The following is a 14,773-nucleotide window of genomic DNA, read 5'->3' as shown; positions in this document are numbered from 1 at the left end:
CGGTGACAGCTCCCGCGCACGGCACGGCGTTAGGGGCATTGATGGGTGACTTGGTTGATACCACCGAAATGTATCTGAAAACTGTCTACGAAATGCTAGAGGACGGAGTTCCGCCTCTGCGTGCCCGGATCGTGGAACGCTTAGACCATTCGGGCCCGACCGTTTCCCAAACTGTTGCCCGCATGGAACGCGACGGTTTGCTTTATGTGGCCGATAATCGCCGCATCGAGTTCACTGACCAAGGCGTGGAGCTGGCACGGGAAGTGGTGCGTAAACACCGCCTAGCTGAGCGTTTGTTATTGGATCTGATCGGTCTGGATTGGGTGATGGTCCATGATGAGGCTTGTCGCTGGGAGCACGTGATGTCCGGAGCCGTAGAGATGCGCCTCCTTGATCTGCTTCACCACCCTTCTACCGACCCTTATGGCAATCCGATTCCCGATGGGCACGCTGGGATTGAGGGGTCGGGGACGTCGGTTTCTCAAATCGTGGAGCAATTTGGGGGCATTGTGGCTACCAAAGTTGTGCGAATCGGTGAACCGATCCAAGCTGAGCCCCGGATGCTAGCCTTTTTCGATGAAGCGGGTATTTTGCCTGGTAGAGAGGTAAATCTTCAGCCGGAAAATGGCCAGATTGCCGTTATGGGGGTCGACACGGAAAAAACTGTGTTACTTAACACGTCGCTGGGTCAGCACCTGTTTGTTGAAGCGGTTTCACAGGGGGATTAGACTCGTTTAAGTTTGGTTCTGAGCTGGGATAATGGCGGATTTTTAGGGCTGATTTTCTGGTTTTTTTTAGGCGGGCATTTTTGTGGGCCTGACCACTTGGGAGCCGCGGAGGCGAGAAAGATTAAAAAACTTTCGTAACCAAAACGTGACATTTCGTTATCGAAGCATTATATTTAGTTACGACCAAACGGCCAGAGGAACTTTTTGGGTAGCTACCAAAAAGATTTTCCGGCCAGAAACGAAATAAGCACTTTTAGGAGAGCCCTCATCGTGACACAGAAACTTCAAGCGCGTCACCGCGCTCCGAGCCGTCCCTCCACTCCGGTTTCTCAAGCTGCTAAGTCCCTGTTTTCTTCCGAAAACGGCAAGCGCTTGTCGGCACTGGCAGGCTCGGGAGTTGCGCTGACAGTAGTGGCAGCGGCAGCCGTCCCCGCTAGTGCGGACACCACCGTTGCGAAGCAAATCGCTGCTTCCGTGGATTCTGCGCAGCTGGCAAAAGGAACGGTCGAAAAACTGACCGTTAACCAGGAAGTTACTTCTCAGGCTGCGGCCCCCGCTCAGTCGGTGGCAGCTGCGAAGACAACTACTGCTCCGGCTCCCGCAGCGACCACGCAGAACACCCAGAGGGCGCAGAGCTCCTCGTCCGATTCGGCCGAAACCTTCGTAGGTCGCGACCTCGGCAAAGCCGATGGCACCGCGGTAGGAATCGCGATGCAGTATCGGGGTATTCGTTACAACTGGGGTCACGCCAGCCCGGCTGAAGGCTTTGATTGCTCCGGTTTCGTGAGTTATGTGTATCGCCAGCTTGGCCATTCGCTCCCTCGTACCACCGGTGGGATTGCGGCTTCTGGCACCAAGCTGCCGCTCAGCCAAGCTCAGCCCGGAGATATCTTGTGGAAGCAAGGTCACGTGGCGATTTATGTTGGTGGCGGAAAGCTGATCCACGCCCCGAAGCCAGGTGACGTTGTAAAGGTAGCACCGATCTATTCGAACAGCTTCAAGGTTATTCGCCTGTAGCAACCTAGCGGCTAAGAGTAACTGCTGTTACTAGTTTTGGCCGCTGACGTGGGCAGAAGTGCTGTCCTATCCGGGTAGCGCCCATACATTCTTAATAGTTTTTGATGATTGTGGCTCGAGGAGTTTCCTCGGGCCACAATCTTTTCCCCACCTACTCTCGCGTACTCCCCCCGTAGTACTGCCTTGTAATGCTTCCTCCCGCTTATTCCCGGCGCTGGCGGGTGGTTCTGTCTTTGGAGAGTCTTTCTGTCTTTGGCGGGTGGTTCTGTCTTCGGAGGGTGGTTTTGTGCCTGGAGGGCGCTAATGCAGCCCATATTTCCTAGTCGCCTCCGCTGACTTAACATTTTCACCCTCCAGAGACGAAATTGCCCTCCGACGTTTACTAGTCCTCCATAAAATTCTCCTTTATTCCTCGCGCTGGAGGGTGTTTCTGTCTTTGGAGAGTCTTTCTGTCTTTGGAGGGTGGTTTTGTGCCTGGAGGGCGCTAATGTTGCCCATATTTCCTAGTCGCGTGCGCTGGCTTAACATTTTCACCCTCCAAGCGCTTAGAACGGCACGATACTTAGCTATTAGTTAAAAAGGTATTGCGTTTGACTTCCATAGAGGGCGTAGTTTTCATTCCCGCGGACCAAAATATTTATCTCAGATGTGGGCGAAGGGCAGCAACAAGGGGTACAAGGAACAAGGACGGATTCTAGATCTATTGCTTGCAAATCAGCTAGTCCGCGAAGCTAAAAACTACAAAAAAGCTGTTCAACAGGATGCGGCAATGGAGTGATCGAATCCGCTACATATTAAACGCGGGTTTTTTTAACCGGTATAAGGGCGGAAGTGCCACACCGTTCCAGCTGGTACTTAGTCGTTTGCGCAGAAAATTTGCGAACCCCAGGGTATCCGCCACGTCCTCGTAGGTAAATCGGTAAATACGCCATCCAAGTTTTTGGAGCTGACTTTGACGTTGCTTTTCGCCCTGGATGGCTTCATAAGCTTTGTGTGGGTCGCTGCTTTGATACTTCTTCATCCCATCGATTTCGAACGCTTCGCGAATCTTGGGGAGTGCAGCATCCAGGAAGTAACTCTGAGCGTTTGAAATTTTGACTTGGAACTGAGGAATTAGTCGCTTTACCTGCGCTAACTGTGATGCGGCATGAAATAAAGATTCTGCATAGCTTTCGAATCGCGGATCCATATTTGCGAGTATCCGCCGAGCCTGGGGCGCCCCGAGTCGCTTCCGGTACTTTCTGGCTAGGCTATACATCTGCTCGCGGAGCTTCGGGATGCGATCTGCGACAACCTCTCGACTACGGCGGTCAAGCTGGTTCCACTGTGGTATGAGCTTTCGAGCTGCAGAATCGGCAACTGCTTGGGCGCTTCCTGCCGGTAACCAGGCCGCGCATTGCAAGGTTGTCACAGGAAGATCGGTAGCGCGCACTCCGTGACCGATAAATTTTGCGGATTTTTTGGGGAGGAAGATCTTATGAAAAATCAGAGGAGTCGGTGGTATCTTCGTGCGGATAGGACGACCCTTCGAGGTGTCCACGTCAACCCAAGCTGGCAGCAGTTTCTTTTCAAAATGCCTAGTCGAGGTATGTAAAGCAGTGTCACCTCGCAGCGATTTTAGGGACAGGCCATGCAGCAGAGCGGCGGTTACTCCAATAAATACCGGGGGAGTGTTGCATCGCGCGGCGTGGGAAGCGATTTGTCCTAACTTTACATGCCGGATTCTTTGCCATTTATCTGCTGATTTGAGCGGTCTAATCACGTGTCCGCGCCCGACTTTAATTAGGGAGCCGCTGGCCAGCGAGTCTGCAAGCACTTTCCGGGAAAACGCCTGAGTGCTGATTAGTTCCGGGAACATAGCTCTAGCTTCGCAGCGATGGTTTATAAAGTCCTTATCCCAATAATTCGGCCAGGATATCTTGTGCTTATTGCTAGCTGGGGATGGACGATATTGCGATGTGGCTTAGGTGCCGCGGGAGGGTGTTTTGGTCGCGGGAGGACGGAAATGTCTCATCAGGGGAGAAAATGCTGGTGGTATTTTGTGCTAGCGCCCTCCAGCGACGGAATCGCCCTCCGGAGTCGTAATTACCCTCCACGGACGTGAACACCCTCCGGATATAAAATCGCCCTCCAGGGACGTGAACACCCTCCGGCGGCGAAATTTACGGGGGTTCTCCTTATATATAGGGATGCTTCTAGGGATGCTTCTAGGGGTGCTTCATCTAGATAGGGATGCTTCGTATATAGAGATGCATCATTTTATGCGTGAACGCCTAAGCAGTTTAAAGGGCGCCCATCTTCGGAACCATTGCGGAAAGAATATTAATTTACTATCATTGAAATGTATTTTGTTTAGCTGAGGGGAAGCCGCTAAAGATGACGGCTGACCCGTAGTTGGGGTGTTAGCGTGACGAGTAACGTGTTGAGCAGAAGGCTTGTTGCTTCGCTTTCGGTGTTAGGGCTGTTGTTATCCACGTTGCTGGTGATTGTGCCGATGACGGCGCCCGCAGTAGAACAGCCGAATGCAGGTAACTCCAGCTCAACCAGTACTAATACCCCCAGTAACAGCAACTCCACAAAACCGTCTGCAAACTCCAACAAACCCAGCCCGTCCACATCTAACCCGTCAGCATCAGAGAACCCCGCAACCGGCAACCAGGCCATACCCTTTAACTTCGAAGATCCCAGCGCGGGCGTTCCTCCGGCACTGCGTAGCCCTACTCCGATGCGGGGAGGGGTGCCGTCTGATCCTCGTTTCACTTACAACGGAACGGAAATCACCGGCCTGACCGATGCCGGCAAAAATGATCTGCAAACTAATCACGAACTGACCATTCCCGATGGCGTCACCAAGATCGCGGCGGGCGTATTTTCGGGGCTGAAACTCACCAAGGTCACGCTTCCGGCTTCGGTGACGGAGGTCGCCGATCGAGCTTTTTACGATAACGAGATTAAGGATCTGGTGGCGCCGGGGCTAGAAACTATAGGTGAGGGCGCATTCCAGAAGAACCAGCTAACTACTTTCACTTCGGATACGGTAATCAGCATTGGCGCGGGCGCGTTCAGCGATAACCAGTTAACCAAGGTGAATATCACCGACGCGCGCCCGGATGATCCGCAAAACCCGCCTAAGCGGCTAACCACTATTTCGGCGAACGCTTTCCGTGACAATAAACTAACTGAGGTCACCCTGCCGAAGTATGTGACCGAGATCGGCGCTAGTGCTTTTGCCAATAACCAGCTTTCTACGGTTACGCTCCCGCCCAACCTGCAGACAGTAGGGCAGGAGGCCTTTAGCGGCAACCAGATTGAAAAGGTGAAGATTCCCGCTACCATCACCACCTTTGGCAAGGAAGTTTTTTCGAATAACAAGCGCTGGGTGGTGCTAGAAAAGGCTGACGGGCAGTCTTCGCTTCCGGCCGCAGTAACTTCCCAAAAGTATGCTTCCGGCTTTGGTCAGGTGGCCGCAGAGGACGCAGTCTCAATCACCATTAACTACCTTGACGCCGATACTAATAAGCCCCTGCGCAGCCCGCAGGTGCTACAAAGTGAGTTCACCGAACCGGATGGCGTCTATTTCGCGGGCGAAAAAAACACTATTAAGGCGCCGCAACTGGCTGGCTACGCGGTGACCCCGGCTTCCCAAGAGATTACCCCGCAGTCCGGGGCGGAGAATGCGGTTACTTTTACCTATAAGAAAACCGATTTCTCACCTAAGATCAGCGGGGAAATTGTCAAGAACATTCCCCAAGGTAGCGACGGTTCCAAAGCAGCTTTGCTGGCGGGGGTAACTGCGGAGGACACTGACGGCAACGATATTACTGCCTCACTGACTGTCTCTCCGGAAAAAATTGACACCAGCGTGCCAGAGGCCACCTACGATGTTTACTACACCGCTACTGATTCTCAAGGGCGCACTAAGACCGTTAAAGGCAAGGTGGCAGTAGGTCCGGATTGGCCAGAGAAAACCATTTGTGCCGGTTGGCAGGTAAAGGATTTCACTTACAACGGGGGAACTATTACCGGGTTCAGCCGTGACGGTAACCAGAAGCATATGGCAGGGAAGACCAAGGATCCCTGGTGCTGGCCAACCGTCGGAGATCAAGGCCAGGATATTACCGCGATAGGCGATAATGCTTTTTCAGATAAGTACCCTTCGCTGACCCGGATTCCGGATTCATGGGGTTCCATCACCAGCATCGGCAACCGGGCGTTTGCATCTAGCAGCTTCACCGAGATGCCTAAATCATGGGACAAAGTTACTACCATTGGCAATTCTGCCTTTGCAAGTTCCCGACTTACGGCTCTTCCTAACTCTTGGGGCAAAGTTACCTCGATTGGTGAATCAGCCTTCAACGCAAACAGTAATCTGAGTGAAATTCCAGATTCCTGGGGATCTGTCAAAGCTATTGGGAAAAATGCTTTCAGAGGTGACGCCTTGACCCGGCTTCCGGATTCTTGGGGCTTGCTCACTGAGATCAATGAGGGGGTTTTCGGTGCGAATAAATTGCAATCAATACCAAAATCCTGGGAAAATATCACCTCAATCGGCAAAGAGGCATTTTTCACAAACAAAAATCTGACGGCGCTTCCAGATTCTTGGGGAAATGTTTCCAAGATTGGGGAGACAGCCTTTTATAATTGCGGGCTAACCTCCTTGCCTAATTCCTGGGGTAAAATTACTACTTTACCCACGTATGCATTTAAGGAAAATAAGCTAGTCTCACTGCCCGATTGGGGACCGATTACCAGCATAGGTCAAGAGGTATTTCGGGGTAACCAGTTAACGGAATTGCCGGAGTCTTGGGAGAATGTATCGCAACTGGGGGTAGGGGCTTTTCAAGATAATAAGCTTAAGGCCGTACCCGACACTTGGGGCAAGCTCACTAGACTGCCAGAGAGCGTATTTCAGAACAACGAAATAACCTCGCTGTATTCCTGGGGGTCGATTACCAGCATTGGAGATTCTGCATTTGAGAAAAACAAACTGGTTAAACTCCCAGATTCCTGGGAAAACGTGTCTCGGATAGGCACGAGTAGTTTTGCTTCTAACCTGCTAACTACTTTGCCCGACTCTTGGGGCAAGATCACCGCTATCCCGAAACAGGCTTTTTTCAATAACCAACTTGCGTCGTTGCCTGCTTGGGGCCCAATCACTAGCATCGGACAAGCCGCTTTCCACCGAAATAGGCTGACTGTGCTCCCGGACTCCTGGGAGAATGTCACCAACATTGAGCCGTGTGCTTTCGCCGGAAAAAAGGTCTACGACGACGGCACTAGACCCGATTTTCAGCGAGATAACAGTTGCTATTCCGACCCCGGGTCAGGCGATACTAACTTCAACCAGATTCAGGCTTTACCCTCTTCTTGGGGCAAGGTAAAAACTATCGGATTCCAGGCTTTTATGGGCAATACTTTCACTGCCTTGCCGAACTCCTGGGGAGAGGTTTCTACCCTGGGTGAAGAATGCTTCAAAGATAATAAAATCACTGCCCTGACTGCTCCCTGGGATACCTTTACTGATATTCCCCGCGGCGTGTTCTTGAATAACGAAATAACTACTTTACCGTCCTCCTGGGGAAAACTGAAAGACATCGGTAGCTATGTCTTTACTAATAACCGTATCCAGGCCTTACCGTCCTCCTGGGGAGAGGTTGAATACATCAGATATGGAGCATTTGCCAATAATGCATTAACTGCGATTCCAGATTCTTGGGGGAATGTAAAGAGCCTGGGGACGCGGGTACCCTACAAAGATCGTGCCGACGAAACCTATGAGCCTGCCGCGGGGGTGTTTGGGCGAAATCACAAACCCTACGAATGGGAAAATCCGATAAACAAGGACAAAAATAAAAACAGGATTACTTCCCTTCCGGAGTCCTTAGAAAACATCGTGGAACTGGGAAAGAACACTTTCTATGGGATGCCGATTGAGGAAGCCGTATTCACGGTTCCGGACGCTCCCTTGGATCAACCAGATGATGATTCCAGGCATCCTTATAACCGTTTGGAGCATACGAAAAACTTATTTACCTTACCCTGGTGGGGCGGACACATAAGCAGTTTCGCCGGCCTCAGAGGTCCAGTCTACTTACGTCCGGAGTCGGGGAAGAACCCCGACAATATTACCGGTACCGGCCCCCAAGGCATCGTTATCCTCACCGATTCCCAGGTGCGGGTACGCTACCTTGATCGGCAAACGGGTCAGCCGGTAGCTCCGGAAATGAACCGAGCAATTAGCAGTAAAGAGGGCGATAGTAACCAAAATTACGTGTTAGTTCCCCCCATGGTGAAGGGCTACTCGCTTCCGCCTACCCAGACCATTAAGTTGGACGGTAATGACAAGGACATAGTGTTCTATTACGATAAGGCTCCAGCCGATTTGTCGGGCTCTTATGCGCGTTTGGAATTGACCGGAAAAATAAACCAGCCAGGCTGGCCCGAGTCCAACGAGCTAGAGGAACAGTTCGGCGATAATATGCGTACTGACATCGCCTACGGTGGGGACGCTGGCACCTCGGTAGTTAAGAATGGGACCATCCGGATAACATATGATCCCACCCGGGTAGAGGTTGCGGATTGGGATACTACTGCCAGTCCATTCTTTACCTCCGTTAGGGTGGCTGCTCCGGGTGTCCTGGAAATCAAGCTGAGGCCGACCTACGATAGCACCATACGAACAAGTATGCCTATCTATTGGCGTATCAAAAAGCGGATTACCGCCTCGGACGCAGTGTTCCCGGTTAAGGCCGAATTGCTTGATACCGCCTCAGATGGGAAGCAGTATGTGCTCACCCCGCACCCGGCGTCTAAACCGGGACCGGTGAACCTTAAAGGTTACTATCCGCTGCCTACCTTCAAGAAGGATACAGTCGGATGCGAACTTGCGGTATGCAGGGACTACGATGACGATCCGGAAGGAGACGTCAGCACATCTGGCAATAACGCGGTCACCTTTACTTTTGAAGTAGAGAAATTGCTGCGGAACGTGCGGGGTTACACCATCACTGACCAGTTGCCGCTATATACGAAGACCGATGGTACCCAGGCGCGTGCCCAGTTCGTAGCCTCTGAAAACCCGGGGTGGACTTTAGGTAGCGACAAGATTACCCTCACTTACACTAATACCCAAAAACGTCTGACCACGGAATACTCAGGTTTAGGTAGCTTGAAGTTACATTTCCCGGGGGCGAAGAAACAAAAACGGATTGATAACCACGCGGATTTTGCCCTCACCCCCGAAGAACAAGGCCCGAAGGAACCGCTAATTACTGGGGCGGCGAACACTTACTTTAGCTTCTATAAACCTATGGAAACTGCGCCCCCCGGAGTGCCCTTAACGAAGGTTGCTGCCGGGCCCCACTTCCGTGATGGCGTCGCGGTAATCTATGACAGCAAGCAGGATCGTAGTACCGAATTCGATTGGAATGTACTTACCAATAACATTACGGATACCGCGACCACCCTAAATCTTAGAGACTTCGATCTTGACGACCGTTTGCAATACACCGCGATTACTCCTGACCCGGTATTTGTGGGGGGCAAACTGGAGATTATTAGTCCCACTGGCGAACCGGGGAAATATCAAGTTCTGTATTCCATGGGCATTACGGGGACTGACCGGATTGAACTGCCAGCGGACCTGACCTCATACCCGAACATCCAGTTGCGGTGGAGCAGCGTTAAGGCTACACAACCGCGGGAAAAAACTATCACCAAGATTCACACCAAGCTCCGCGACCCGGATCAGAACCTCTGTGAAGGACTGAGGTGCCAAGCTGACCTCAGAAATAAGGTACAGGGCGGATTACGTATTAAAGAGGCTCATGTAAAGGTTAAGCCCGAGGGTAAAGTGCTTAATGCTCGTAAAGTGAACACTTTTGCCAAGGCAACTATCGCCGGTAAAACCGGTACCTATACCGTGGGTGCCGAGCTAGAAACCGATTATGGTGATCCTTTGACTGCTTTCGAGCTGGTAGATGTGCTACCCAGGGGGTTGGAAGTTAACCGGGTAACGTTGACTCAAACGTTTGCGGAGCTGCCCGGAGCCCGTTATGAGATCCTATCTAACTTCAATGGCACCGGACGTGCAGCCGTTCGCTTCCAAGCTGACCAGGTCACGGATCCAAACCAGGTATACAGTGTGGGACAGCTAGAGACCACTATTACCAATGGGGTTATCGACGGTGACATCATTAACGAAGCGTTCGTACGGGCGCAGGGAAATGTCCGTTATCTAAACGAGGTAACCAACCCGATTGCGGGTCAGGGACCGTGGTCGAAAGCGGAAAATACCACCCGAGTCGCGGTTGGGGATGCAACTTACATAACTAAGCGGATTCGGGAACGCAAGCCAAACGCGCCCTGGATTACCGAGATTAGAACTGTCGGGGGAGCGAAATTCGATTATCAGCTGCGCCTAGGCTACGGGACGCGCCCGGAGCAAAATCCGGTGGTCTATGACTTGCTGCCGGTGGCAGGTACTCCTGCCCGCGAAGGTTCTACCCTGATTAACCAGTACGATTCAACTGGGAATATCAGCTTCCAAATGGCTGATGGAACGGCTGCTAGTGGTTGGAATACCTTCTATACCTGTGATATCGGTATGGCGACGAAATATGACTTGGATCGCGCCAACTGGCAGAGCGCTCCCTGCCCGGCGGTAACGGGGTTGAAATTCACCAATACCAACCCGCAGCAGCCGCGCAGCGAAGTGCGGATCACGGTACCGATGATTGCCGGCCCCAAGGGCGCGACTCCGCTTTCCCAAGAACATTTGGGCAAGCAGGCGATAAATGATTTCTGGAGCGTATCTAGTTCGCATCAAGGCAAACTGGAATCTAACCCGGTGATTAACACCTTGGTACCGCCAGCGACAAATATCGAGCTGACAAAGTACGGATACAAAGCTGAGCCATTCCAGTCAGCGCAGAAGAAACCGCTCGCAGGAGCCAAATTCGGCCTCTATGATAAAGAGGGCGCGCTCAAAGCCACCGCCATCTCTGACGTGAATGGCAAAGTCAGGTTTACGAATGTGAATGCCGCCCCGGGCTGGACAGTGCGAGAAATCGAGGCTCCTACCGGGTACGTAGTAAGCGATAAAGCATATATGCTGTCCGCTACCGACTTTAGCGCGACTAATTATACTGCCACCACCGGCACCTACCAGATTAAAGCGCCTGATGTTACCAACATGGGTAAATGGTATCCAGTCGAGCCGATTCGTGGTACCGCTGAGTTTAAGAAGGTGGACGCCTCCGGTAAACCCTTGGCGGGCATAGCATTCACGATTACTCCCCAGCCGGTGCAACAGAACGATGGCACCATGTTTGTGCCGAACTCAGCTCCGAGGACGGTGCGCTCTAACGATGACGGTGACGTTAAATTCTACAATATCCCTGCTGGTAAATGGCGTTTAACCGAGAATCCGGGTGACCGTCACCTGCAGCCGATTGCTCCGATCGACTTTACGATTACGACTTGTTCCACGGGATGTACTCAATTCCGTGGGTTGAATCTGACGTTCGGCCGCGGGGATCTTGGCCTGATTTTTAACAATAAAGGCTCGGTGTCGCTATCGAAGCTGGGCGTTCGCGGCATGGCCGATAAGAAAAAATCCTTTGGCCAGTGGAAACGCAGTGACGGGGTGATTAAACCCGGCGCGACCTTCGCCCTCTATAAAGGCACTACTGCTTCCGCTACCAGCCTGGAAAAGACCGTCACCACCCAGGGTCCAGAGGCTAATGCGACTCTAGATAATCTGGTGATTAACCAGATTTACACCCTGAAAGAAATCACCGCTCCTGCCGGATATGTCAAGAACGATGCTTTAATGCAGTTCCAGATTGATGAGGCCGGCAAGCTCAGGGACGCTGCCGGGAATCTGTTGTTCGAGCAGAGCGAGCTACTGGTGCCCAACGAGGAGCAAAAGCAACAGTCTTCACTGGTAGTTACCAAGGTTGACCCGCAGGCTGACGCTGCTTCCCGCAACCTAGCTGGCGCTGTGTTCGGTCTGTTCAAGCAGGATGACAACGGTAATTGGCCCACCGAGCCGGACAAGAAGGTAACTACTGGCCAGACCGGGCAAGCAGAGTTTACCGAACTGGAGGGCGGTATTTACCGGGTGAAAGAGCTGAAAGCTCCCATCGGGTATTATGTTGATCCCCAGGCGCAATACGAGTTCGTAGTTGATGATTATAAGGCGCAGCAGTTTACTTGGACGGCCAATAATAATCCTTCTCGCCTGCGGGTTTTCAAGTTCGAACCCCTGGTGAAGTCGATTGATGAGGCTGCGGCGGACAAGGTAGTGGCGGGCACTCCCGGGGCGGTTAAAGTCCCCGGCCAGGTGGCAGGCACCTTCAATGTGGTGATTCCGCTTTCCGGAGCCAAGTTCGCCTTGTATGAAAACGATGAAACCACGAAAGTGGCTGACAACCTGGTTACTGGTAATGACGGTCTCGTTAACCTGCCGGCAACGGTCAAGCTGGATCCCGACAAGATCTATAAGCTGAAGGAAATTGAAGCTCCCAGCGGTTATATCCTGAAATCTAACCCGATTTCGGTGAAAGTATCCGACTATGCCCTGCTAGAAGGGTTTACCGGACTAATCACTATGGAGGTGCCCAACACTAAGGACACCGGCAGGGTTACGGTTTCGAAACTCTCGAAAGAAACCGGTAAACCGCTAAAGGGTGCGGAATTCACCCTCACGGCTCCTGATGGAACCAAGAAGACGCTGGTTACTAACGAGGTCGGCCTCGCCACCTTTACCGGCCTTACTTTCGGTTTGAAGTATCAGCTTCAGGAAACTAAGGCTCCGAAGGGGTATCTAATTTCCGACAAGATTGAAACGGTTTCCCCGAGCGCGGATAATCCGGTGATAACTTTCAAGCGCTATAACCGGCTATCCGAGACCGAGGTGGAGCTTAATAAAGTTTCCGATACCGGTACCCCTATAGAGGGCGTGGTCTTCGAACTCTCTCAGGAGGGCGCGAGCGGAGCTGCTCAGACTTTGACTACTGATAAGAACGGGAAAGTTAAGTTCAAGGTGGTGCCTGATCAAAAGTACGTTTTGAAAGAAATCAGCACCAGCAGGGGCTACGCCCTCCTGCCGCAGCCGGTGAACTTCAAGGTAGATGGTAACGGAGCCGTGACCATTATCAGTGGAAAAGGAAATGTAAATACGGTTAGTGGCGGGAATGGATCCCTGACTGTCACTAACTACCCGGAAGGGAAACTTCCCTTGTCGGGATACGCCGGTTCTTTAGAAGTGTTGCTTCTAGGGTGCCTGGTATTAGGGATTGCTATTGTATTCACTCTATTTGAAAGGAAAAGAAAGTGAGTAAGAAAAAGTTATTGGCCATGCTAACCGGCATGGTGATGGCCTTCATGGGCCTGGCGGGCATAGGCGCCGCCAGTGCTAATAATGGGAATATTCCGGGTCAGCCCGAGACCGCAAATTTGACGATACATAAGTATCTGGGCGCCACCACGGGTTTGAAACACGATGGTACTGCGATTGATGCTGCCGAGCTTACCGGTAAAACACCTTTGGAGGGGGTTAATTTCAAGCTCTATAAGGTTGAGGGCGTCGACGTTTCTACCAATGATGGTCTGAAACTGGCTCAAGAAATTGGGGCAGTTGCTTTGAAGGATAATGTCGTCACCACCGGGATTAAAGTTGGAACCACCACTTACACTCTGGCCGCTAACCCGGCGACTATGACAACTGGCACTAATGGGGAAGCTAAGTTTTCTTCTGTACCTAGGGGTCTCTATGTCGTGGTAGAGGATCTAGCCGGATCGGGCACGATTAAGGCTGCAGGTAAAGAGGTTAAGAAGGAAAAAATCACTCCGATTGCTCCCTTCGCAGTTACTTTGCCGATGACCAATCCCGATGGTAAGGCCTGGAATAGCGACGTACACGTCTACCCCAAGAACCAGGAAAACGAACTGGATAAGAAGGTCGTAGACAAGGGCGTTACTACTTTGAATCAGGGCGCTGCAAACACTATGGATGAGTTTAAGTACGTCTTGACCACCACTTCCACTGGTGCTGACGTCAATGGCGATGGAAAGATGGATGGCGCTGACCTGGGTAATCTATACCAGATTGTCGACCAGTTGCCCGCCAATGTGGAGTATGTAAAGACTACCGCCAAGATTGCCGACCAGGTTACGACCGATTTTGATGCCACGACCGTTAAGGATGGTAATCCCGAACGTACTACCGTCACCGTCGCCTTCAAAGGTACCGGTCTGAATACTATCGCTGCTGGCGCCAAGATCGAGGTTACTTTGCACGTTAAGCTAAAGAGCGTTCCGGCTGATGGCTTGACCAAGAACACTGGTCAGTTGTACCCGAATAAGTGGTCAAAAGATAACAATAAGCCGATTAACTCCCCGGAGGTTGAGACCCGGCACGGCGATATCGTGATTAAGAAGGTCAACAGCGCGGGCGAGACTCTGGCTGGCGCTATTTTCAGTGTTCACCTGGATACCTCGGACAATAAAGATTGCTCCAGCTATGGCTCGACTATCAAGACCTCGAAAGCGACCGGCACTGACGGTTTAGTGAAAATCTCTGATTTGCAGTTGACTAACTGGATTGATGGGGCAGCAGTAGCGGAAGCGGACCAGGTACCCTACTGCCTGGTTGAGGAACAAGCTCCGGCTGGTTACCAGATTCTGCCGGAGCCGATTAAATTCTCGCTTACTAAGCCGGGAACGGTTACTACTCTGTCTACCGCCAAAGCGGGTGACGGTAACTTCGTGCAGATTACCAACCACAAGAACCTGGGGCTGCCGCTGACTGGTGCGCAGGGGATTCTACTCGTTTCGGCTCTGGGCTTGATCCTAGTTTCCATCGGCGTGACCCTAGCGGTTAAACGCCGTAAGGAATAGGCGCAGGTCTAGGAAAACTAATAATAGAGTGAACAATAGCCCCTAATGCCAAAGAGGGGGCGACGCAACCGAATGCGTCGCCCCCTCTTTGCGCCCTTAAACTGGAAAATGTTTGCCGGAAAAGG

At 51.9% G+C, this 14,773-nt stretch carries 6 protein-coding genes; 4 read left to right on the top strand and 2 right to left on the bottom strand.

Annotation, left to right across the window (positions count from 1 at the left end):
* Window positions 1–41: 41 nt before the first annotated feature.
* Both AC1EKS_RS07910 and AC1EKS_RS07905 read left to right on the top strand, forming a co-directional pair.
* On the top strand, window positions 42–728 hold the full coding sequence (locus AC1EKS_RS07910; protein WP_481009517.1) for a metal-dependent transcriptional regulator: 687 nt from the start codon (window positions 42–44) through the stop codon (window positions 726–728).
* Window positions 729–998: 270 nt separating this feature from the next.
* On the top strand, window positions 999–1,745 hold the full coding sequence (locus AC1EKS_RS07905) for a C40 family peptidase (protein ID WP_481009516.1): 747 nt from the start codon (window positions 999–1,001) through the stop codon (window positions 1,743–1,745).
* Between the two features lie 787 nt (window positions 1,746–2,532).
* Here the strand turns inward: AC1EKS_RS07905 and AC1EKS_RS07900 are convergent.
* Both AC1EKS_RS07900 and AC1EKS_RS07895 read right to left on the bottom strand, forming a co-directional pair.
* Window positions 2,533–3,603 (bottom strand): hypothetical protein, encoded by a 1,071-nt coding sequence (locus tag AC1EKS_RS07900; protein WP_481009515.1) that lies wholly within the window; start codon window positions 3,601–3,603, stop codon window positions 2,533–2,535.
* Between the two features lie 512 nt (window positions 3,604–4,115).
* Window positions 4,116–4,505, bottom strand: a complete 390-nt coding sequence (locus AC1EKS_RS07895; protein ID WP_481009514.1) for a hypothetical protein — start codon at window positions 4,503–4,505, stop codon at window positions 4,116–4,118.
* On the opposite strand from AC1EKS_RS07895, the gene AC1EKS_RS07890 reads away from it, so the two are divergent.
* Both AC1EKS_RS07890 and AC1EKS_RS07885 read left to right on the top strand, forming a co-directional pair.
* Complete coding sequence (locus tag AC1EKS_RS07890; RefSeq protein ID WP_481009513.1) at window positions 4,483–13,086, top strand: SpaA isopeptide-forming pilin-related protein; 8,604 nt, start codon at window positions 4,483–4,485, stop codon at window positions 13,084–13,086. The genes AC1EKS_RS07895 and AC1EKS_RS07890 overlap by 23 nt on opposite strands.
* Entirely contained in the window at window positions 13,083–14,648 is a 1,566-nt protein-coding gene (locus AC1EKS_RS07885) for a SpaH/EbpB family LPXTG-anchored major pilin (protein WP_481009512.1), read from the top strand. Before AC1EKS_RS07890 ends, AC1EKS_RS07885 begins: the two co-directional genes overlap by 4 nt.
* The last annotated feature ends 125 nt before the right edge of the window (window positions 14,649–14,773 follow it).

It is taken from the genome of Varibaculum sp. C0165D1, from assembly GCF_056590355.1.
The sequence above is the reverse complement of the archived record's forward strand: the minus strand, read 5'-3'. Positions and strand labels throughout refer to the sequence as shown.